Here is a 23,570-nt window from a genome sequence, read left to right as displayed (position 1 = left end):
GGCTATTTACATGGATGAATCTCATATTTGCCTCAGTAGCTATTCCTCTTCGTAGCGTGCAAGGGCCTTGGCTGTTGTCTCCTTCATTCGTGAGATCAGCCGGGAGCCTTGGACGACCTTGACACGTTTGCCCAGGAAACGGATTTTGGATAACACATATTCACATTCGTCTGCCTGGAAAGTGAGTGTAATACGATAGGTATCTGCTTCCTGAACATATTCGACCTCTTTTTCAAAGCAGGAAAAAGCATATAAAATACGAGACATTTCACCGTTATATACAGGAACAATTTCGATGATGCCCTGTTCCTTGCGCGACTCCAGTATACCGAGTATACGTTGGGTGAATTTATCGGCCTCTTCGGGTAGAAGCTCATCTTCCGTGATGTTCACGATATTAGATAGCTTGGTAGACATGAGCGCGCGGTGTCTGCGATTATACCACAGCAGGCTCCATTCTTTTTTGACCATGGAAAACTCCAGCTTATATGGAAAACCGGACATTCGCTCATGCAAGCGTCCGTTGCGCAGTTTGTAGGTCACACAGATGCCAGAACGGGATCGCAGAATGGAACGCAATTCACGCAAGAGTGGATGGTATACCGAGACAGCAGGGATACCTGCCTTTTCCCGCAAACTTCCATCGGCCTCCAGCGGCTCGTCGTCTGCAAGTAATTGCCGAAGCTTATCAAGTGTAGCCGGGGTAAAACCCTCTGTCGCTGCCGAGTCTGCAAGCATAGATTTGAGCCAAATTCTTTCCTGTGATGTGGTAGCAAAAGCGCCCGATTCATCCAGCCGTGAGACGATCTGGTAGTTAAATATTTTCTCGAACAGGCTCATAATAGGCTTGCAGCTCCTTCCATTCCTGTCTGAATTCCTTCCGTAGCCGCTGAGGCTCCAATACCTCACAGCTTGATCCGAAGCTGCGAATCCACGGTTTAATCTCAGTGATTCCATTCACTGTGATTTCATAGATAAAGGATTCACTTTCCTCCTCCGCGATCGTACCCCATTGTCCCTGTGACAGCACACGTTCCCGAATAAAGTTGCGCTTCGCGCCCTCAGGATTGAAAAAACGTACCCGCACCTTCACAGGACGACCCGTATCAACAAGCCAGCTGTACCGCATTTTTTCTTCCAACACCGCTAGCAGATCGGCATGAAACTGCTCTGGTACAGGCTTGCCCTCCACCAATTGAGTCATGCCCTCCATACGAAACTTCATGATTCCTTTACCGCCTACATGACCCAGAATATACCAACGTCCATATTGATGATCATAGATGACTTGTAGGGGCAGAATGGTGTGTTCACGGCCGTCGGTCTCTTTTTCAAACAGCGGGTTTGTGTTTTGTGACCCGTACATGCTTCGTTTGGATGTCGAAAAATATAAAAAAGTTACACAGCGGCGTTGCCGAATGGCGTGTAGAAGCGGATGAATATGGGCTTCGTCCAGAATGCGTGAATAATAGTGGTATTTATATAAAAAAGGTTCGGCCATCTCCCGATCTCCGAGCTGACGGCGCATGGCTTTTTTAAGATGATCTCGCAGCAGATATCCCTGTACAGAGGGGAGCTGGGTGTTGGCCATAATGTCTACAAAATCATATAAGTCCAGCAGCTCCTCGTCCGTCAGTTCTGTCACCAGATCGTTGCGGACAGCATAGCGGTAAGGTCTGCCGCCGGGTTCCTTGCGAACGACGCCGACTTCAACCAGATATTTCAGATCGGAACGAATCGTTTTCTCATCCGGTAGTGAACTGTCGGAAGGCAGCCCGTTGCAGCAAGCATCCAATAGTTCCATGGTGGTCATAGGCTGTGACTGTAGCGCTGTCAGCAGAAGGGATAAGCGGACGCTTTCCGATTCCTTGAGCGATTTGGCCCGAAACAGAAATAACAATAATGGATCAGCCGATTCGTAATAATTAAAGCGCAGCATCTCATTAAAATCATGTCCGTGTTCCGCAGGCAACTGCTGTTGTACCGATTGGACAATTTCCTTGAGACGCCGGATTGTTTTATCAAAGGTATGTACCGAAATGCCCAGTCTATCTGCGAATTGCTGCCGATTATAGGCGCCGCTTGTTAATGTGAGCATACGCAGGAATTGAATTTCTTTATCAAAACTTTCTCTCGCCATGATGCATTCCCCGTTTCTGTTGCCGTTCTCCGAAAGTAAGTATCCCTTTATTCTAACAGGGAAGGGATGTAGGAAAAAGGGAAATTATTCATCCTTGTAATACTTTCACCATGTTCATGACTTCCAAAATAAAGGATTATAGGGATATAAGGTAGCACGATAAGTAAGAAGCAATACATAACAGAAGGGTGATACAACATGTTTGGACGATTCAAAAATGAAGTGTTATATCCATGGGTAGGTAAGCTTTCGATTTATGAAACGATTAAGCAGGGACTGGACCCTCAGGGCAGGCTTACGGATGATCATTTGCCAGATGATGAAGAATACTGGGCAGGTCACACGATGCGTTGGGTGGCAGGAGGATTGGATGGAGCATTTGGGCATCATGGCGCTGGCGGAGATGGAGAGACTGACAAAATTAAGGATCTGGCGCAGTTGTTGTCCAGACAATGCCGCAAGCCAGGGATGAAGACGAGACGTGAGACGTATGTACGCTTGATGGAGGAAAATGCGCTCAGCCTGATTGATCCGCTGCTAGATGCGGTGCGCGAGCATCCAGCAATTCAGCCGGATCGATTGTATGAGGAAGCACGTTGGCTGGCTGAACACGGAGCACATCGCAATGTGGTGAAGGTCGGTATTGCGCTGCTTGGATTACTGGAGACGGATCAGCACCACGAACTTATTTTAACACTAGCCAAGCATGATGAATTCACGCTATATGCAGCTGTAGCTATCCGTAATATTTCGGAGCAGGCCAACGAACAATTGTATAATTTAGCCTCACAGGTACATGGCTGGGGACGTATTCACGTAGTAGAACGGCTGGAGCCTGCGCGGCAGGAAATACGTGACTGGTTATTAAGGGAAGGATTCCGCAACAATGTCATGTATGAGTATCTTGCTTATGAGTGTGCTCATAAAGGCGAACTGCATACAGCCATCGCTGTACCGCACATTGATCAGGAGTTGTTTGACGGGGCGGGTGATATTCTATCGGCTTTGCTGGCAGCAGGCGGACCTGCGGAAAGTATAGACGATTATGAGCATGCCACTATGGTCATAGGCAACTACCTTCGCCATGCTAAGACCATGTGTACGACTGTGAAGCATTTTACGATCATCATGGATACTGCGGATTTTCTCGATGAAGAAGACGATTCATGGGAGGCACGTTATGAGCATGAATGGACGCCGGAATTACGTAAACGTTACGCGTCAATATGCCAGCAGATGATGGACGATCCGCAGTGGGTGAAGCCAGTAGAGCAGGAACTGCAGTATGCAGATTCACCGCATCTCCACTGCGCCATTCGCGTAGCTCGAATGCTAGCACTAGATGTATGGCCCGTGCTATTTGATCAATTAAGTAAATATCCAGTCAAGCCTAATCTATACTTTGAACTCATCAAGACAGAGGATGAACAGCGGGCTCGTAAGCTGGTGGCTTTTGCAGAAAAGCACTTGCCTCTGGAAGAAATTGCTTCTGGTCCTGCTGATGTGCCGGGCTTTGGACCGGAGTATGAAGCGCATCAATGTCTGGGTATTTTGCTTCAGCTATTGTCTTCTTACGAAGGAATGGGACAAGAGCTAGTTGCTGCCGGACTTTGGAGTCCGGTGATCTCCAATCGTCATGCAGCACTTCATGTACTCAAGGAATGGCCTTCTGAGATGTGGGGAGAGGAAACGACAGAGCGTCTTCGCCGCTTATCGATAGATGAAACGGAGGAGTCGATTAGAGAACAGATTCGGGAAATACTTTAATGATAAGGGAGGGAACAACATGACGGATATGAAGCATGGGCAGGGTTTCATTCAACCGGAAATGCGTGAGACGATTTTGCGTGAGCTGCGCGCGTTGGAGCAAGCGGAGCAGGTGCGCATTGTATACGCCTGTGAATCAGGTAGTCGGGCGTGGGGGTTTCCTTCACAGGACAGTGACTATGATGTACGATTTATCTATGTAAGACCCATAGAATGGTATTTATCTATTTTTGATAAGCGGGATGTGATTGAACGGCCAATCAGCGATTTGCTGGATATAAACGGCTGGGATTTAAAAAAGGCGCTCCAATTGTTTCGCAAATCCAATCCGCCTTTGCTGGAATGGCTGCAATCTCCGATTTCCTATCTGGAGCAATATGCAGTGGCTGATCAGATTCGTGCGATCTCGCCGTTAACCTTCTCTCCGAAGTCCTGCATGTACCATTATCTGAATATGGCGCGGGGAAATTATCGGGATTATTTGCAGGGAGAACAGGTGAAGATTAAAAAGTATTTTTACGTGCTGCGCCCGTTGCTGGCCTGTAGCTGGATTGAACGTCACAACAGCATGCCTCCAATGGAATTCGTAGAATTGCTAGAGGAACTCATTCCGGCACATACCGAACTTTATCAGGTGATCGAACATTTGCTTGATCGTAAAAAAGCGGGCGAGGAGCTGGATGTGGAGCCACAGCTTTCGGTGGTGAATGATTTTATCCAGCAGCAAATTGCTTATTTTGAACAAAAGGCGCCCTTGCTTCAGCATATGGAGAGTGGACGTGATCAGCAGTTGGATGATATGTTCCGCGCTGCGGTGAATGAAGTATGGAAAGTATAAGCTGGGAAGGAGAAGTAGAGTATGCACATCACGCTAAAAGCAACCGGAAACAATGCTGGGATGATTTCGCACTTGCTTGCCAAAAATCCCTACAATACGTATGATCGCACGGAAAAGGGTGCGCGTGTACGCATGGTGTACACCGTGTTTACCGAGGAAGAGGCAGAAATCGTCATTCAGGCTTCGCCAGATTCGATAGATTTGGTCAAAAACAGTCCAGATAGCTATGATATTACACAATATATTAATGACCGGGAGTTTGTAACCAGCAGCTTATTTTGCACCTATATTCGTGGCTCGCTTGGTACGGCACTGAACGGCAAACCCAAAGAAGAGTATGCAGAATGGGTGACGCATCCTTTCGCGCTGGAGTTATCGTTTGGGCCTGTTGCTTCGGATTTACCGGATTCTGTGGTGGAGGGACTATTTGCTCCGCTGGGCTATCAAGTGGACATAGAACGAGGGGAAGCAGACTATTCTTTTCAGCTGAAAAATCGAAGCACTGTCAGATATGTCACGTTAAGTGGCCATCAGACGGTGCAGTATGCGCTACGTCAGTTATTGCTGTTGATTCCGGTGTTGGATAACTATAAGCACTACTATATCAGTGAAGAAGAGTTTGACAAGCTGAGACGTTACGGTGAAGGCTGGCTGTCAGCGCATCCGCTACGCGAGCTTATCATTCGACGCACGCTTCGTTTTACCAATCTGATTGAGCAATTTGAGCAATCTGATTGTGATGAAATAGGTATTAAAAAACATATTGAAAAGGATACTGTCCAAGCTCAAAAGGATAAGCACGAACAGATTCAACAGCCAGAACAGCCACATGAGGAAGGGAAGCAACAGCCTACAGTACGGCTAAATGAGCTGCGGTATCAAGCTATTATGGACGTAATTCGCAAGCTGCCTCGCAGACAGAAAATCGTAGATTTGGGTTCAGGGGAAGGGAAGCTATCGGCTCGGATGGCCCGAATGACGGGCGTTGAAGAGATTTGGGCGGTGGAGCCGTCTGCGTATGCACAGTTGAGAGCCGTGGAGCGTTTTAACAAGCTGGAAAGGCATGCCGATGCGATCAGTCCTACACCCATGATGGGCTCTCTCTTTTATTATGATGAACAATTGCGGGGAAAAGATGTGATGATCCTATGTGAGGTCATTGAGCATGTGGATGAGCATCGTCTGAACCGGGTGATGAAGACGATTGTAACGGAGTATCAGCCGGGCGTGCTGATCGTGACGACTCCCAATCGTGAATATAATGAAGTGTATCGTATGAATCAGCAAGAGATGCGGCATGGCGATCACCGTTTTGAATGGAGTAGAAGCGAGTTTCAGGAACGATGTGAGCAGTGGATTGTGGAAGCTCCTTATTCGGTAGCGCTGAAGGGGATCGGAGAAGAGGTCGAAGGCTTTGGACAACCGACCCAAATGGCTATATTTACGCGCAGAAAGGAGCAGAAGGAAGCATGAGCAATTCATCCAAACGTACGATTCATTTACCGCATGCTGGACTGGTTGTGTTGGTGGGGGCCTCCAACAGTGGGAAAACCACATTATTAGACAAGCTGGTGAGCGAAGGGATTCTGCTGGAGACAGAAGTGGTATCCTCGGATCATTTTCGCAAGCTGGTCGGAGATACGGAATTTATAGACTGGAGTGGACTTCCAAGACTGGAATCGGACGTACTGTTCTATGAGTATCAGCAAATGTCAGCCAAGGCGTTTGAGGCGATGGATACGATTCTGGCTATGCGATGTCGCTTGAATAAGCTGACGGTTGTGGATGCCACCCATTTGTATGCTGAGGACCGTCAAAAATATGTACAGTTGGCAGCCAAGGCGCATGTTCCTGTAATGGCTTTGGTACTGGATGTATCCGAAGCTGTGCTGCTGGAACGTGATTTAGGCAGGGAGCATCCGCGTGGCCGCCAACGGGTCAAGCAGCAGGCACAGCTGTTAAAGCGGAACCTGCGTGGGATCCGTGAGGAAGGCTTTAACGCTTGCTATATCCTTAAGGATATAGAAGAAATGAATTTTGTTCGCCGTGCGCAGCCACTGTTTCATGAGATTGGCTCAGGTATTGACATCATTGGTGATATCCATGGGTGCTACCGTGAGATGCTGGAAGTGATAGAGCGGCTAGGATATACGGAAGATACGGAAGGACTATACCATCATCCAGATGGCAGAAGACTGGTATCTGTCGGGGATGTGATGAGCCGTGGCCCCAAATCGTTACAAGCGGTGCAGTTCTGGAAAAAGCACGTGGATGCTGGACTAGCGTATATGATTGACAGCAATCATGGCTGGAAAATCGGCCGTTACCTTGATGGAAGAAAGGTGACTCTCAGTCATGGGGATGAACGATTTGCAGAGGAACTGGCCCAGTATGAACAAAAAGCGGGCAAGGCAGCGGCGGAACAGCTTAGAAGCGAGTTAAGGGATTTTCTGCTACATGCACCCTCACATCTTATTTTTGGCAGGAATGGATTGCGACACGTGGTCGTGGCTCATGCGGGGATTAAGGATCATTTTATCGGCAAACAGTCGGCACGTATTTCTGATTATTGCCGTTATGGAGATACGGAAGGACAGGATGCAGACGGAAAACCAATCCGCAAAGATTGGTTCGTAGACCATGAATCGGGAGAAATAGTAGTATGGGGACATGATCCTAGACCGCAGCCTACCCTTGTGAATCAGACGGTGAATATTGATCAGGGTGTGGTATTTGGCGGTATGCTGACCGCTTATCGTTTTCCGGAAAAGGAATTTGTCAGCGTTCCGGCACATGAGAATTATGCGAATGATCCCGATAGCCCACTTGTCCGGTGGCAGAGAAAACGGTTTTCCCCGCCGAATTTACGCAAGCTCATCGCTGGTTACAGTGTACTGACGGAATCGTATGGCGAAGTGCGCGTTCAAGGAGAATCGGTCAAAACCGCTATAGATGCCGTGTCACATGTGACAGTACCGATAGAGGAACTGGTGTATATTCCACCGACCATGAGTCCTGCTCCAGCGGTGTCTGCAGAGGAAGGTTATCTGGAGCATCCGCGTGAAGCGCTGGCTTATTATCGCGGGCAAGGGGTACAAACGATGGTGGCTGAGAAAAAACATATGGGTAGCCGGGCTATTTTGCTATTATTCAAAAACGAACAGGCCGCTGTCGAGTATGTAGGCTACCCGACATTGGGCACGATCTACAGTCGGAGCGGGAGAGCTTTCTTTGAACAAAGCCTTGGGAAGCAAGTGCTGGAAAAGCTGAATGTGGATCTACGGACTGCCGGATATTTTGAACGGAACCAGACGGATTTTGTGTTGCTGGATGCGGAAATTGTACCGTGGAATCTCAAGGCTCGGGAATTGATTGCTGCACAGTATGCGCATGTGGGTGAAGCAGCTCTGCTGGATCGCAGTAAGCTGGTAGACAAGCTGAAGCAGGCGAAGGTTGCGGGCCGAGAGGTTGGAGACTGGTTGGAGGAAATGGAACAGAAGTACGCGAATGCCGTGACGTTTCAAGAGGCTTTTCAAAAATATTGCTGGGATGTGGACGGTCTGGATGAGATTCGTATCGCACCGTTTCATACGCTGGCACACAGCGGAAAGACTTTTTTCGACCATTCTCATATTTGGCATATGGAGCAAAACCGGGAGCTGGCTGGGCTGTCTTCCCTGTTTATGGAGACAGAGTATCGCGTGATCACGGACGAAGCAAGCGAGGAAGAGGTCATTCGTTGGTGGAACGAGATGACAGAGGATGGTCATGAGGGGATTGTGATCAAGCCGGAACGCTTTTTGATGAAAAATCGGGACAAGATGATTCAGCCTGCAATCAAGGTGAGAGGCCGGAAGTATTTGCACATCATTTACGGTATGGATTATCTTGCCCCTGAGAATTTAAAGCGTCTGAAGCAGCGTCGAACGAACAAAAAGGAGCGTCATGCCCTGATGGAAGGAGCGCTTGGTATGGAAGGCGTGGAACGTTTTGTCCGCAAGGATACGGTAGATCGTATTCATGAATGCGTCCTTGCCGCACTATCTCTGGAATCAGAGCCGATTGATCCAAGATTGTAGTTTGCGAGGGAGGGATTGAGATGGAAAGGGGTACACCGTTAATTGATATTGGTGTGAACTTGATGCATCGTTCGTTTCATGCAGATCGGGAACAGGTGGTAGAGAGAGCCGCGGCTGTAGGGATTTCACCGCTGATTATTACCGGGACCAGTGTCCGCAGCAGTCGGGAAGCTTCTCAGTATGCAGCGCGTTATCCGGGCAAGCTGTATGCGACAGCTGGCGTGCATCCCCATGATGCCAAAGACTGCAGTGCAGACACGATTCAGCAGCTCCGCCAGTTGGCGGGTCAGCCGCAGGTCGTATCCATAGGGGAATGCGGATTGGACTATAACCGTGATTTTTCGCCACGTGATGTGCAGCGCCGATGGTTTGTCGAGCAAATCCAACTGGCGGGTGAGCTGAAAATGCCGTTATTTCTGCATGAACGAGATGCACATGAGGACTTTGTCGCTATGCTTCGGGAGTATCAAGGGCTTGTCGATAAAGCGGTAGTGCATTGTTTTACCGGCACGGAACAGGAATTGCGTACGTATGTAGAAATGGGACTGTATATCGGAATCACCGGCTGGATTTGCGACGAACGGCGGGGGAAGCATCTGCGTGAACTGGTCAGAGATATTCCCTTGGACCGTCTGATGATTGAAACGGATGCTCCATTTTTGACCCCGCGTAATTTGCCTGTGAAGCCTAAAGAAGGGCGTAATGAGCCCATGTATCTCGCTCACATTGCTGCTACGATAGCCGAATGTACAGGTCGAAGCATGATGGAGATCGAAATCGCGACGACGGAAACGGCTAAACGTTTCTTCGGATTATAGGATTGTCAAAGCCATAGATGTGGTATATATTATAGTGAATTAAAAAGCATTGTCGGGAGCTTGAGAAAGTCAGGCTGAGAGGGTGGCCCTTGCCACTGACCGTGAAATCTGATCTGGGTAATGCCAGCGTAGAGAAACCAAGAACACTATACAGGAATGCCGCTTTTTTTTGCGGTTGTCGATAGATTCAATGTATGTCCTAGCATTTTACCTTGATCCTGACTTGGCTGGGTATCAGTGTAGTAGTTTAGACTACTGGTTATATAAGGCATATCGACGAATGATGTTTTGTATGGTGCTTCACCTTTTACTGCGCATAAAGCTTGCCTGGAGATTCAGCTCCAGACAAGCTTTTTTTCATGGCCAAGAGGCCAACTATAAGGAAAAAGGGGAGCACGCAATAATGAATACTGCTGTAAGAGCGTCCAAAGGGTTGAAACTGACGGATATTTTGGTCACGATTGTGATCGCTGTTGTGTTCGGGTTGATCTACAAAATATGGGGACCTGCCTATGATTTGATGAAACCATTGGGTCTACACGCCGAGCAACTGATGTATGGCATGTGGTTTATGGCAGGTACGTTTGCTTATCTCATCATTCGCAAGCCGGGTGTTGCGATTTTGGCAGAGGTGGCAGCGGCAACGGTCAGTGCTTTTTTGGGAAGCGAATGGGGTATGTCCACCTTGTACTATGGCCTGCTGCAAGGCTTGGGAGCGGAGCTGTTTTTTGCGGCTTTTCTGTATCGGAACGCAAACCTGTGGGTTGCTTCGCTAGCTGCGGCTGGGGCGGCTGTCACTTCTCTGATTTTAGACTTCAGCTACGGGTATATTGATCAGCTATCGACTTGGAACTATGTTTTGTATATTGGATTTCGGATGATTGGCAGTATTGTGATTGCCGGGGTATTCGCGTTCTATCTGGCTAAGGCATTGGAGGTAACCGGAGTCACGCGAAGTTTGAGGCCTGCAACGGAACAAGATTATAAGGGGCTGGATTGATGAGCCGGGCAACCGAAGATGTGGTGGCTTCGATCACCCGGCTACGGTTGAAATTCCCCGGTGAGCAAGAGCTGCTTTTTCACAATATGTCTTTGTCTGTCCGCAAGGGGGAAAAGCTGCTGCTACTGGGACCGAGTGGATGCGGTAAATCAACACTGCTCCAAGTGTTAAGCGGTCTGATTCCACGCACGATAGAAGTGCCTATGAAATGCGATGCTGCTGTAATCCCAAGTGTCTCAGGTATTGTATTTCAAGATCCTGATACGCAGTTCTGTATGTCATATGCAGATGAGGAACTGGCTTTTGTGTTGGAAAATAATCAGGTTCCCCGGGAGCAGATGCGATCCCGTATTCGCGAGCTGCTGATACAGGTGGGTCTATCGACGGATGATATACATATGCCCATTGGCAGCATGTCACAGGGAATGAAGCAGCGGCTGGCGATTGCGTCTGTGCTGGCTATGGAGCCAGAAGTGCTTTTTCTGGATGAGCCCACGGCTTTGTTGGACGAGGAAGGCACTACACAGGTGTGGGATACCATTCGCAACATTTCGGTAGACCAGACACTGGTGATTGTGGAGCATAAAATTAATGAAATTGTCCATGATGTGGATCGGATTGTGGTGCTTTCTGCTCAAGGGGAGATCATTGCAGATGGAAGGGCCCAAGAAGTATTTCATGTGCACCGGCAGGCATTGTCCGAGTACGGCGTGTGGTATCCGGGAGTATGGAATGAAGCGTCTTCGCCACGTTGGAGTGAAGCAGTGACGCAACAGAATGGTGCGGGGACTGATGTGCTGGAGCTGGAACATTTTAGCGGCCTCCGCGGTTTAAGTTCAGTGATTTATGTGGAGCATGCGCAGGTGAAGCCTGGCGACTGGATTGGCGTGGTTGGTGAAAACGGGGCTGGCAAAAGCTCGCTACTGCTCTCCATGATGCGCTTACTTCGCACACAGGGACGTTATAGCGTGCGCGGAATTGAGGCAGGCAGTACAGAACAACTGGCAGAGCGTATCGGGTTCGCGTTTCAAAATCCCGAGCTGCAATTTGTAGCGCATACCGTACGAAAGGAACTAGAGTATTCGTTACCCAAGAGCTTGTATACTGTTGAACAGTGCCGGGAACGGGTCGATCGGATGCTCGTACAGTTCGGACTGGAGCGGCTGGACGAGCGGCATCCGTATCAGCTTTCGTTAGGCCAAAAAAGGCGGTTGAGTATTGCTACGGCTATGATTCGTGAGCCGGAAGTGCTGCTGCTCGATGAACCGACCTTTGGGCAGGATGCGCGTAATACCTTTGTCATGCTGGATATGTTGGAGCAGCTGAGAGCGGCAGGCACGGCCATTGTGATGGTCACCCATGACCCGGAAATTGTCCGTCGATATTGTACCGATACATGGCGGATTCAGAAAGGGGAACTACAGTATGAACCTGTCCTTTCCCCATCATAAAACATGGCTGCATCGCGTGAATCCGGGCCTAAAGCTCGTGATGTTTTCCATCCTGTTTGTGGTCGTTATAGTCATTCATGATCCGAATGTCATGTTTAATGTTGCGTGTGCTATGCTGTTGCTGCTTGTCTGGTCAGGCCATCCATGGAAGAGGCTGCTGCTATACGGGTCTCCCTTTATATTGGTGTTTATTTCAACTTCAACGGGCATGATGATGTTCGGCAAAGGGGTGACGACCTGGTGGACATGGGGCTTGATCCATGTGACGCAGGAAAGCTTTTACCGAGGCATGCATCTGGGCTTTCGTGCGCTGAGTATGGCTGCGGTAGGTTTGTTGTTTGGTTTAACGACTCGTCCAGTGGACCTTTTTTATTCACTGATGCAGCAATGGAAGCTCCCTCCGAAGTATGCATACAGCTTTTTGGCAGCCATGCGGTTGATGCCTATGATGGTGGAGGAATTCCAGGCATTGAGACAAGCCCACCGTATTCGAGGTTTACATCAGCATGTGTCCAAATGGAATATGTATGCCACGCTTCGCAGGTATGCGATTCCGCTACTCGCTCAAAGTATTCGGCGTGCCCAGCGCATTGCTATTGCTATGGAAGCCAAGGGTTTTACCAATGAAACCAAGCGAACGTATTATTATGCGATCGGCTATTCGGCTATAGATATTGTATTCATATTCTATTTTGTCGTCATGCTTACGCTGGCTTGGGGACTTGGGATTTGCTTTCCTTATGTAGGGGTGTGGGATGTACGTTAATTGTTGTCAAAAGGCTTTGCCCGTTTTCTGCTCTGTGGTATATTAATGCAATGGGAATTGACGGCTCGTACAGACCCGCCTGGGCTGGCGGGCTTATTACATTTTCCCTGAGAAATGGATCATCAGGAGGCCAGGTTTCATGATTACGCTGCATCAGGTAAACAAGCATTATACCACCTCAAGCGGCCAATTTCATGCGGTTCAATCCGTGTCCCTTCAAGTGGAGAAGGGGGAAATCCACGGTATTATAGGTGCCAGCGGTGCCGGTAAGTCTACCTTGCTCCGGTTGATGAATGTATTGGAAAGGCCGGATGAGGGAAACGTGGTTGTGAACGGGGAAGATCTGACTCGCATGCCGGAAAAACGTCTCCGTGAAGCGCGGCGATCCATAGGGATGATTTTTCAGCATTATCATCTTGTTCACAATCGGACGGTCAGTGGAAATGTAGCAATGCCGTTGGAGCTGGCAGGTGTCGCGAAAAAAGAGAGAGCAGAACGTGTGCGCGAATGCCTGCAATTCGTCGGTTTAGCTGATAAAGCAGAACAGTATCCGGCACAATTGAGCGGAGGCCAAAAGCAACGTGTAGCGATAGCCAGAGCGCTGGCGAATCGACCTGCGGTGCTGCTGTGTGATGAGCCGACCTCGGCGCTTGATCCGCAGACGACCGCGGATATTCTGGGCGTGTTACGGGAGATCAACCGTGAACTGGGAGTTACCATTGTAATTGTAACGCACGATATGGACGTGGTACGCAACATTTGTACCCATGTATCAGAAATGCGGGATGGACAGCTGCTTTCCACGCAACGTGTAGCTGACGCTGCGGTAGGTTCAACAGCGAAAGCAGGTGAAGCTGATGAATGAAATGCTGAACATCATTGCGCAATATCAGTCTGAGATATGGAAAGCCATCGCAGAGACGTTTATTATGGTGGGGATTTCTATCGCAGCAGCTGTACTGTTAGGGCTTCCGGCAGGAACGATTTTGTATTTGTGCGGCAAAGGGCAAAAATATGAAAATCGACTGCTGTTCACCCTATTGAACAGTGTGGTCAATGTCATCCGCTCGTTCCCGTTTTTGCTGCTCGTCGTGTTTATGATTCCATTTACACGTCTGGTCGTAGGGACGGCGCTGGGTACGATGGCTGCTACGGTTCCCTTGTCAGTGGTGGCCATCGCCTATTATTCGAGGCTGGTGGAGCAATCATTGCTTGAGGTGCCGAAGGGTGTAATTGAAGCCGCTACTTCTATGGGGGCATCCACTCTTCAGCTTATCTTCAAATTTCTGTACGTGGAAGCTCGTTCTGGGCTTGTACTGGGTTTGACCACGTCCACCATTAGCTTCATCTCCTACTCCACGGTGATGGGCATTGTGGGTGGCGGCGGGGTAGGCGATTTTGCCATCCGCTACGGTTACCAGCGTTTTGAAACAGGCTTGATGGCGTTCACCATCGTCGTCATGATTATTTTCGTACAAACGATCCAGTTCACCGGAAGCACCATATCCCGCCGGATCGACAAGCGGTAAATGGTTTATGAATCTCTTCATTAACACTTGCACCGCCCACTATGGGAAATAAAAATGACTTTACAGTGCCTCCAAAGCGGAGCGGGCAGAATTGTTCTGGAGAAGCGTCAGCGATCGGAAGAACAATCTGCACGCGAAGCGGCTATGCTGTAACTCATTTTTATCTTCCCGATCACAACTAATTTTGGAGGTTCCACATCGAATGAGTCGGAAAAACAACATGAAAACGAACTTGAAATTACTTACACTATTTGCTGTCGTTATGCTACTGGTTGCCGGATGCGGTGGTCAAAAGCAGGCTGCACAAGAAACACAGTCCAAAGAAGCGACTTCCCAAAAAGAAGTGACCCTGAAAATAGCGACGCTCATCCCACCGATGACAGATGTGCTGGATATCGTGAAGCCGCTGCTTAAACAGGACGGAGTCAATCTGGAAATCGTCGTGCTTTCAGACAATATCCAACCGAACAACGCATTGGCAAGCCATGAAGTGGATGCTAACTTCTTTCAGCATGCTCCTTTTATGCAACAATATAATGAAAGCAACAAGTCTGATTTGGTAGCGATAAAACCAATTTACAACGCCATTTATGGTGCGTACTCCAAAAAATACAAGAACGTTAAAGACCTGCCCGAAGGTGCGACTATTGCCATTGCCAATGACCCGGCCAATACAGGACGTTCTTTGGTAATGATGGAGCAAAACGGTTTGATCAAGCTTAAAGAAGGTGTAGGCTATAATGCTACACAGGCTGATATTATTGAGAATAAGAAAAAGTTTGTGTTTAAAGAAGTGGATTTGTTGATGCTGGCGCGCTCACTGGATGATGTGGACATGGCTGCCATGTATCCCGCATATGCCAAGCCGCTCGGTCTGACACCGAAGAAGGACGCGCTGATTACCGAAAAAGACGATACGCACTTTGCCATTAATCTGGTAGCGCGTAAGGATAATGCAGATTCCGATGCCATTCAAAAGCTGGCAAAGCGAATGACCGGACCGGAAGTGCGTAAATTTTTTGAGGACAATTACAAGGATAGCGTTGTTCCAGCATTTTAATTAAATAAGTATTGAAACATTATTTATGATGATATTTGACCTGTATAATGGAGTGAAGTCTGTGAAGAGCAGATGGTCTCCCTTGTGCAGGTTTTTTTCTTTTTCATCCTTAATATGGATAAAATTCATCGAAATCAGGGTACAAAGTCTTATTTTTTAAGATTTTAGTGTATTACAGCATTATGAATTTTGGTCATAAAGGGTGATGGAGTAATGATAAGGAACCTATTAAAATAAATATACGAACAAACATTCGTTTTCGATTTCGTTAACGGTGTTTTAAATGGGTCAAAAAATTCAGCTGACAACGGGTCAAAAGCGTGAATAAAAAGGAAGGGGAACGACATGAAGCTGCTTGTAACTGTAAAAAGTCTGGGAAAACGCAAGCCCGCACTCGCACGACAGGAAATAGAACTGAGTCCTGCTCCAAAAACATTGCGAGATTTGATTACTGCAACCGTTGCTTTGAATGTTCAAAAGCTGCGGGATAAGCAGGAGAGTGTCGCGCTGATTCCATTCCTCACGGGAGAGGAAGTTGAGGCACAAGGCGAGATAGGCAAAGTAGGATTCGGTTCCGTATATAATGATGGTGTCCCGGATATTAAGGATGCTGTGAACACAGCGATGCAGGCTTTTGAAGATGGTTTATACAGAGTTTTTGTGTGTGACGAGGAAACTATTGAACTGGATGCTCCTTTGGCACTTAAGGATGGGAATGAAATTGTATTTATACGCTTCACAATGCTGGCTGGAGGCCTATGGTAGAGGGGGAAATGAAATATGCATCGAGAGAACAATGAGCAAGAATATTTCACCACACTGAAGGAGCGCGCGGCGCAACTGGAGGGACAACAACAGGAGTTGGCTCAGTATGTTGTGGAACTGAGTAAGCTTCATTACATACAGGAGAACGAGGAGCCATTTAACGAATGTCAGCGAATATTAAAAGAACGGGCGACAGAAAGCGGAGAACCGCTGTTTAAGCCACTAACAGAGGTATTACGTGCTCTAATTGGACAAACAGCGGGCGATGTATTCGCACATCTAACAGAGCATGTGACTGAATATCCATACAGCACCGGGTATGCGCGAAAACCGTTCCGCACTTCAGATATTACGGCCCATACTTCCCGAGTTTATAAAAGAATGGTGCAGTTGATCCGAATGGACTGTATCGGATTCTCTATAATGGATTATTTAACGAAAAAAGATTATGAATCAGGTAGGGATTACCGGATTCAGGAAACGATTGGTGATTGGATTGCTTACGAGCTAGACAACGGCAATTCACAGGTGCTTGAGGCGCTAAAAGCTATTATTTATGGGGATAATCAGGCGGCGTTACTTACACGCAATATGATTAAAGGCATGCTCCTGAGTCATCAGGAGGAGAATTATCGCATGATCGGAGAGCTCCTGGCAGCTGCCAAACTCCAAGAGGGATTGCGCCAAAGTATTGTGGAACAAATGGATGAAGGAACCCCGGAGGCTCTAATATATCTGTTAAAGTTGATCATCGACCAAGGCTTCATTCGTTACAGCTCGGTAGTGCGGGCGCTTGCAGTATGGACGGGAATGGGCTTGGAATCCGCCAATCAACGGGTCGTTCGCCAACTGATCGAGCAGGCATATGAAGCATTGACTCGTAGTGAACTGCGCCAGGAATGGCTGACCAGCTCAAATGCTAATGAAGTGTATATGAGTTTGTGGGCTACCGCAGTACATGAGGAACGTGATCTGTATGGACAGGTTCGGAAACTCATGGAGCAGGGAGCAACTTACCAGAAGATCGTAGCACTGTATGTACTGTCTAACAGTGACAACAAGGATGTGCGCCTCGGAATTGCGAGAGAATATCTGGATGAAACAGATCCGGAGCTTCAATATTGGATTCTGACGAACTATACAAGCAATTATTTTTATGAATGGATAGAAGGCGGGACAGTCGCGGATCGGATCGTTAAAGTGGTGCGCACTCCTTTGCTGGAGAGCAAAGAGGAGCGGCGTAAGGATTTTGAACGACTTCATAACCTGTTTGTACATATAAAAAAGGGTGAGTCCACCGAGCCCTCCAAGGTGCTAGATTTTGTAAATCTATATCACCGCTCAGATGCACCTATTCAAAAAATGCTATATCTCGCTGGCTATGATATGGACGCTTCTTGGATTGGGGAAATCATAGCCTTAAAGGAACAGATTAGCCCTAATCTGCGTGGCGAACTGTTGAACCATTTTGTGCAAAATCCTGAGGATACGGTACAGCGTGATTTTATTTTTTCCAGTTTGTCGGACAAAAGTATGAGTATCCGTGAGTTCGCTGTGGCCAAGGCGCGTAAGCTGACGCTGTCGGAACCAGAAATGCAACAAATGGAAGCCTTACTAAAGCTCAAGACGGGCTCATTGCGACAAAGTGTCATTGGTGTGTTGCTCTCACAATCGGAAGAGCCGCTCGCTGGCTCATTGGAACGCTTGCTGCGTGCTAAGGCGGAGCTGCAACGATTGGGTGGACTGGAGGTATTGACGAAGATATATGCAGACCCGGATCGTGCCGAACAGTATGAAAACCTGCGGGCTTTGGCGGATATCATACAGCAACCTACCGCCAAAGAGGAGCAACTGCTGTCCAAACTGGGACAGGAGGATGCTTATACAGGGGCTAACGGTTTTGGCCTGTACGATCCGAATGTCAAGGAAGCTTGGTTGGAAGAGAAAGTGGATCTGGATGATTTTAGATTGGCCGATGTTTTTGTTAGTCCATTGGAGAAGCTCAAGCAGTTTTTGACTGGACTGGATGAGCTTGTTCATCATCATCGTGATGTGGAATATACAGCGGAATATTATTCAGGCTACAAAGATACATCGCTTATTGGGACGAACCTTCGCCCTCTACGGCTGGTTCAGGTCGATGAAGAAGTAGATTCCAGGCTGTCTTTATATCCTCTTTATGAGGAGTGGGACCGTTATTTGCAGGAAAGCGGCATAGAAGCACGTGAACTGCTGGAGCTTGTTTTTTATGACCGATTGGAGCCTATGGACCGAACGCTGGATCGCTACTATCGATACTTTTCTTTTAAAATGGACTATTCAGAGCTAAGCAAGCACATGCTGCTGGAAGGATGGCGTAAAGACTTCGCTGAGCAAATGTATCCTGTGGATCGGATTAACGAGGTTCAAAGATGGATGGCAGAGCTGACCTACTCCGATCAGGTAAGCACATTAGTTAATGCTTATTTTATGGACACATCCGGTGACCAAACATTTGACGTAATTGACCTTGCTTTAAATTCACTAATGCAGTGCGTGCCTAAGGACAGACCAGCAGAGGATTTGGGAATGCTCCATCTATTGTCCGGCCCGTGGGTGGCGCTGGAGAAGGGGCAGGTTCATGATAATGAGTCCTTTAAGCGCTTTTTCCATACTTTTGTGAACTACGCAGAACTGCCAGGAGCGGAAAATCGTTTTTATTCTCCGCTGGATCTGGAGGATTATTTCAAAGCCTATGAAAAAGGGTTGATCGGTGTAGGGGAAGTATATCGGGAACTGCTGGCCGGTAGTGAAAGCAGAAGACATATGAGTACCTTAACCAATGTCCGCAATACATGGATTTCTAGCAACCCAGAATTTTTGGAGATACGCCGTACGGTTATTGATCGACTGTTAGAGGTTGAATTGGTTCGAGGCGATTTGCCTACCGAGGCTACGCCAAAGGTTATGGGCTTGAACCGGATTGAAGGCATGGATTATTTTATCCGTATTCTGGAGGGTCTCGACAAGGAAACATTCGTGCGTGGTTATGTGTACGGTTACGGTGATCGTATTACCAAAAAGGAATCGTTCAGTCACTTGCTCAAGGCATGTTATCCGAATGATGGCGAGGATGCCACGTTGCTCAAGGAAAAGTTAAAGGACACTAAAATTACAGATAAACGTCTGCTGGAGGCGGCAATGTATGCCCCGCAGTGGATTGAGATTGTAGCGGGTTATCTCGGATGGGAAGGACTTCGCAGTGCGGCATGGTATTTCCATGCGCATATCAATGAAGGTTTTTCGGCCGAGAAGGAAACGATTGTAGCTCATTACTCGCCGATTGCTCCGCAAGATTTTAATGATGGTGCCTTCGATATTCACTGGTTTCATGAGGCTTATGAGACGTTGGGCGAGGAACGTTTTGATCTGCTGTACGATTGTGCCAAGTATATTTCGGCTGGAGCCAATCATCGTCGATCCCAGTTGTTTGCGGATGCGACGCTGGGTAAGCTCAAACGGAGTGAAATGGAAAAATCAGTGGAAGACAAGCGAAACAAAGACCATTTGCTGACCTACAGTTTGATTCCACTTGCTCAGCCACCTGAACCAGATGTACGCGAACGTTATGATTTTATCCAAAGGTTTCTGGAACAAAGCAAAAAATTTGGGGCACAGCGTAAGGCCAGTGAGGCACTGGTTTCGCGGATTGCGCTCGGGAATTTGGCGCGTAACGCAGGTTATGATGACGTAACCCGTCTCGTCTGGGACATGGAGGCTCGCAAGCTGGATGATCTCCGGTCTTATTTTGAGCCACATGCTTTGGACGAGGCTACAACGGTGCAGCTCGTCATTGATGATGAAGGAGCTGCAGATATTGAAATTGTAAGCAAAGGCAAGACGCTGAAATCCATTCCGGCTCGTTTCAAGAAGGATGAGTATATTACGGCATTGAAGGAGCTTAAAGGAGATCTGGTGGATCAGTATCGCAGAGCTCGGAAGGAATTGGAGCGCTCTATGGAGTCTGGCACGACCTTTATGGTGAAGGAATTGAGAGGATTGCTGGGTAATCCTGTGCTTGCTCCGTTGGTGCGGACACTGGTTTTCAAGGCTGGCGAGCACCTCGGATATTTTAATGGGGATACGTTGGTGTTGACTGATCCTTCTGCTGAACAGCATTCTATAGGAGAAGAGGATAAGCTGATTATCGCTCACCCCCTTCACTTGTTCGAAAGTGGTCGTTGGAGCGACTTCCAGAAGGACTTATTCGACCGTCAGATACGCCAGCCATTTAAGCAGGTGTTCCGTGAGCTGTACCTGCTGAATGCTGATGAACGTGCCAACGCGACCGTTTCCCGTCGATATGCGGGACACCAGGTACAGCCGAATAAGACGGTATCCCTATTGAAAGGTCGCCAATGGACGGTCAGCTATGAGGATGGACTCCAGAAGGTGTACTATGCTGAGAATCTGATTGCCAACCTGTATGCCATGGCGGACTGGTTCTCACCAGCAGATACCGAGGCTCCTACGCTGGAGACCGTGCAGTTCTTTGATCGGACAACGTATAAGAGCGTACCGTTGGACGAAGTTCCTCCTGTTCTGTTCTCCGAAGTTATGCGGGACGTGGATCTGGTCGTCAGTGTTGCCCATGTAGGCGGCGTTGATCCAGAGGCCAGTCTGACGACGATTGAAATGCGTAGGGTCATTGTGCAGGAATCACTTCGCCTGCTGAAAATTAGCAATGTACGCGTGGATGGGGATTATGCACGTGTAGATGGGACTCTTGGCGAATATGCTGTGCATTTGGGAAGCGGGGGTGTCTATAAGCAAGCGAAGGGAGCGCTGCATATTATTCCGGTGCATTCGCAGCATCGTGGACGCATCTTCCTGCCGTTTCTGGACGAAGACCCAAGAACAGCCGAGATTTTATCTAAAATAGTGTTGTTGGCCGAGGATCAGAAGATCAAGGACCCGCAAATTCTTACACAGCTTCAAGCGTAGAATAGAATTCTGATGTATATAGATTTATAATGAACTCAACGTTCGCATCTAGACAATGGTTTCAAATCCTCGACTGTGTAGGTGGAAACTTAGTTTAGTTGCGGAGGTTGAGTTATTTAATATTGAGCGTTTATCAAGCACGAATAAGGAGATATGGGTAATATTTTAGGTTCTGTGGTTTGATGGAAATCTAACAGTATAACAATTGACGATCATAGGAGAACATAACGATGTTTAAAAGTATCTTTCTAAAAGAGTACTCAACCGAGTATCAATCACAAGTTGTCGATTTAATTTTACATATTCAAAAAGATGAATATAATATCGCCATAACCAAAGAGGATCAGCCAGATTTGCTTGATATTGAAAACTTTTATCAGCGTGGTAACGGCAACTTCTGGGTGGCTCTTCGTGAAGGAACCGTAGTGGGGACTGTAGCTTTGTTAGATATTGGGGACCGTAAGGCAGCACTCAGAAAGATGTTTGTAAAACAAAATTATAGAGGTAAAACATTCAATGTTTCGAATCAATTATTGCATCATGCCATAGGATGGGCTAAGGAAAGGTCTATTGAAGAAATCTATCTTGGAACAACACCACAATTCGTAACAGCTCATCGATTTTATGAGAAGAATGGATTTGTTAGTGTAGATCCAGGAGAATTGCCGATTAGTTTTCCAGTCATGAAAGTGGATAAAAAGTTTTACAGATACATTATTCAATAAAATGATCCTGAACCAAAACAATGCTGAGGGAAATTCCAGTTCAAAATGTGTGACTTAGTGGCCGCCGTGTCGTCTTGCTGCCAAGCCGCAATATAAACTATCGCTGAGCAGGAATTTCTTTTGTTTAGGACAGGCGTTTGCTAGAATAAAAGGGTATGTTGTAAGTCAACGTTAACCAAATTGCTGGGAGGGACACAAGTATGAGCAAAAAGATTAAATGGGGAATTGTCGGCACAGGCTGGATCTCAGATCAATTTGTGGCGGATTTGGCGCATGTTACGAATGGAGAAGGGTATGCCGTTGGATCACGTACTATTGAAAGCGCTACCGAATTTGCAGCTAAGCATCAAATATCACGAGCTTACGGGAGCTATGAGGAATTAGCACAAGATCCCGAGGTAGATGCTATTTACGTAGGGACTCCTCATCCTTTTCATAAAGAAAATGTTCTGACGGCTCTTCGGGCGGGCAAAGCGGTCTTGTGTGAGAAACCCTTCACCGTCAATAGTAAAGAATTGGAGGAACTAATCGGCTTTGCACGTGAGCGTAAGCTATTCCTGATGGAAGCAATGTGGACACGTTTTTTGCCTCCGATTCGCCAAGTGCAGGAGTGGATACATGCGGGACACATTGGCGAGGTAAAGCTGGTTAAGGCAGAATTTGGTTTTCGGGTAGATTGGAACCCGGAGGGCCGGCTTTTGAACCTTGAGCTGGGCGGAGGTGCTCTGTTAGATGCAGGAATTTATCCGGTTTCTTTTGCTTCAATGGTCTTCGGTCCTGAACCTGAGCATGTATGGAGCACTGCTCATATCGGGGAGACAGGCGTTGACGAGACATTTTCGATCTTGCTGGATTATGGGCAAGGACGCACGGCTATGCTTAACGGGGCAGTCCGTCTCGGATTGACGAATGAGGCATACATCCATGGAACCAAGGGCTATATTCACATTCCGTCATTCCTAAACAGCACATCGGCTACTTTAGTTGTGGACGGTGAAGAGGCACAACACTTTCAGGATGACCGATCCTCTACAGGCTATGCCTTTGAAGCAGAAGAAGTCGGGCGTTGCTTGAACGAAGGTTTGCTCGAAAGTTCTACTATTTCTTTAGATGAATCATTAGGAATTATGAAACTGATGGATCAGATTCGTTCACAGTGGGGACTTCGGTATCCGTTTGAATAATCATATTCATTCCAGGGACCTTTCAGGTTCTCTGGAATTTTTTTGTTTGTGAGCGTTATTTTTGTATACATAAGTCTTTCCAATTCCCAAATAGCGACTTTGGTCGCATGCTAGGTAACGCCATATGAGTAAGTCAAGAGTGGGACATATGAATCATTTTTTGTGATTTAAATTAGTTAAAAAACCGTCATTAAAAAGTTACAAAAGTGTAATTTATTCATCGGTTAACTGAATTGTGAACGCTCTCTTTTTATGAAAAAGAATGAAGGTCCTAGTATTGAATTTCCAAAAACTTTCAATGAAATTTCCGAAAATGTGCGGTAGGGTGGTTAACGTGTCACTTGAGCCATTGCGGCTTTTGCTGACTTGCTTGCTTATCCCGTGGCTCTGGATTCTTGTCGGAGCTCGCAGGATCGAGAGCCTTTGCAAGCCTGTGAGCGTTGAATAGGCATTCACCTCATGACC

Annotated in this window: 17 protein-coding genes and 1 riboswitch; of the genes, 15 read left to right on the top strand and 2 right to left on the bottom strand. The window is 47.4% G+C overall.

Annotation, left to right across the window (positions count from 1 at the left end; all coding sequences use genetic code 11):
• Positions 1–39 precede the first annotated feature (39 nt).
• Together ACWA2B_RS19960 and ACWA2B_RS19955 are read right to left on the bottom strand one after the other, a co-directional pair.
• Complete coding sequence (locus ACWA2B_RS19960; protein WP_029517596.1) at positions 40–840, bottom strand: WYL domain-containing protein; 801 nt, start codon at positions 838–840, stop codon at positions 40–42.
• The gene (locus tag ACWA2B_RS19955; protein ID WP_029517595.1) at positions 815–2,140 is read right to left on the bottom strand and encodes a helix-turn-helix transcriptional regulator; all 1,326 of its coding nucleotides are present in this window, start codon (positions 2,138–2,140) and stop codon (positions 815–817) included. The genes ACWA2B_RS19960 and ACWA2B_RS19955 overlap by 26 nt, the downstream gene beginning before the upstream one ends.
• A gap of 198 nt (positions 2,141–2,338) precedes the next feature.
• On the opposite strand from ACWA2B_RS19955, the gene ACWA2B_RS19950 reads away from it, so the two are divergent.
• The 15 genes from ACWA2B_RS19950 (at position 2,339) to ACWA2B_RS19880 (ending at position 23,105) form a co-directional block, all read left to right on the top strand.
• On the top strand, positions 2,339–3,907 hold the full coding sequence (locus ACWA2B_RS19950; protein WP_209949993.1) for a limonene hydroxylase: 1,569 nt from the start codon (positions 2,339–2,341) through the stop codon (positions 3,905–3,907).
• 19 nt (positions 3,908–3,926) lie between these two features.
• On the top strand, positions 3,927–4,745 hold the full coding sequence (locus tag ACWA2B_RS19945) for a nucleotidyltransferase domain-containing protein (protein ID WP_029517593.1): 819 nt from the start codon (positions 3,927–3,929) through the stop codon (positions 4,743–4,745).
• A 21-nt stretch (positions 4,746–4,766) separates the two neighbouring features.
• Positions 4,767–6,218 carry a 3' terminal RNA ribose 2'-O-methyltransferase Hen1 gene (locus ACWA2B_RS19940; RefSeq protein WP_165150001.1) on the top strand — a complete coding sequence of 484 codons (1,452 nt, stop codon included), beginning with the start codon at positions 4,767–4,769 and terminating at the stop codon, positions 6,216–6,218.
• Positions 6,215–8,824: a polynucleotide kinase-phosphatase gene (locus tag ACWA2B_RS19935; protein ID WP_029517591.1), complete on the top strand. Its 2,610-nt coding sequence runs from the start codon at positions 6,215–6,217 to the stop codon at positions 8,822–8,824. The genes ACWA2B_RS19940 and ACWA2B_RS19935 overlap by 4 nt, the downstream gene beginning before the upstream one ends.
• Positions 8,825–8,844: 20 nt before the next feature.
• A complete protein-coding gene (locus ACWA2B_RS19930) occupies positions 8,845–9,642 on the top strand; it encodes a TatD family hydrolase (protein ID WP_449292556.1) in 798 nt (265 codons plus the stop codon).
• 43 nt (positions 9,643–9,685) lie between these two features.
• Positions 9,686–9,795, top strand: a riboswitch (TPP riboswitch).
• 250 nt (positions 9,796–10,045) lie between these two features.
• A complete protein-coding gene (locus tag ACWA2B_RS19925) occupies positions 10,046–10,642 on the top strand; it encodes an ECF transporter S component (RefSeq protein WP_029517589.1) in 597 nt (198 codons plus the stop codon).
• Positions 10,642–12,093: an ABC transporter ATP-binding protein gene (locus tag ACWA2B_RS19920; RefSeq protein ID WP_165150005.1), complete on the top strand. Its 1,452-nt coding sequence runs from the start codon at positions 10,642–10,644 to the stop codon at positions 12,091–12,093. Before ACWA2B_RS19925 ends, ACWA2B_RS19920 begins: the two co-directional genes overlap by 1 nt.
• Complete coding sequence (locus ACWA2B_RS19915) at positions 12,068–12,859, top strand: energy-coupling factor transporter transmembrane component T family protein (protein ID WP_039272469.1); 792 nt, start codon at positions 12,068–12,070, stop codon at positions 12,857–12,859. The genes ACWA2B_RS19920 and ACWA2B_RS19915 overlap by 26 nt, the downstream gene beginning before the upstream one ends.
• A 139-nt stretch (positions 12,860–12,998) precedes the next feature.
• Positions 12,999–13,724: a methionine ABC transporter ATP-binding protein gene (locus tag ACWA2B_RS19910; protein ID WP_449292555.1), complete on the top strand. Its 726-nt coding sequence runs from the start codon at positions 12,999–13,001 to the stop codon at positions 13,722–13,724.
• Positions 13,717–14,388, top strand: a complete 672-nt coding sequence (locus ACWA2B_RS19905) for a methionine ABC transporter permease (RefSeq protein ID WP_340931424.1) — start codon at positions 13,717–13,719, stop codon at positions 14,386–14,388. The genes ACWA2B_RS19910 and ACWA2B_RS19905 overlap by 8 nt, the downstream gene beginning before the upstream one ends.
• A gap of 202 nt (positions 14,389–14,590) precedes the next feature.
• The gene (locus ACWA2B_RS19900) at positions 14,591–15,448 is read left to right on the top strand and encodes a MetQ/NlpA family ABC transporter substrate-binding protein (protein WP_029517585.1); all 858 of its coding nucleotides are present in this window, start codon (positions 14,591–14,593) and stop codon (positions 15,446–15,448) included.
• A 345-nt stretch (positions 15,449–15,793) separates the two neighbouring features.
• Entirely contained in the window at positions 15,794–16,213 is a 420-nt protein-coding gene (locus tag ACWA2B_RS19895; RefSeq protein WP_165150009.1) for a hypothetical protein, read from the top strand.
• A 15-nt stretch (positions 16,214–16,228) separates the two neighbouring features.
• Entirely contained in the window at positions 16,229–21,196 is a 4,968-nt protein-coding gene (locus ACWA2B_RS19890) for a DUF5724 domain-containing protein (RefSeq protein WP_449292554.1), read from the top strand.
• A 230-nt stretch (positions 21,197–21,426) separates the two neighbouring features.
• Positions 21,427–21,921, top strand: coding sequence for a GNAT family N-acetyltransferase (locus ACWA2B_RS19885; protein ID WP_449292553.1), 495 nt, complete (start codon positions 21,427–21,429; stop codon positions 21,919–21,921).
• A gap of 200 nt (positions 21,922–22,121) precedes the next feature.
• Positions 22,122–23,105 carry a Gfo/Idh/MocA family protein gene (locus tag ACWA2B_RS19880; RefSeq protein ID WP_029517581.1) on the top strand — a complete coding sequence of 328 codons (984 nt, stop codon included), beginning with the start codon at positions 22,122–22,124 and terminating at the stop codon, positions 23,103–23,105.
• The last annotated feature ends 465 nt before the right edge of the window (positions 23,106–23,570 follow it).

The sequence above is a fragment of the Paenibacillus sp. CMM36 genome, from assembly GCF_053570945.1.
Note: the sequence above shows the minus strand (reverse complement) of the source record. Positions and strands in the feature narration are given on the sequence as shown.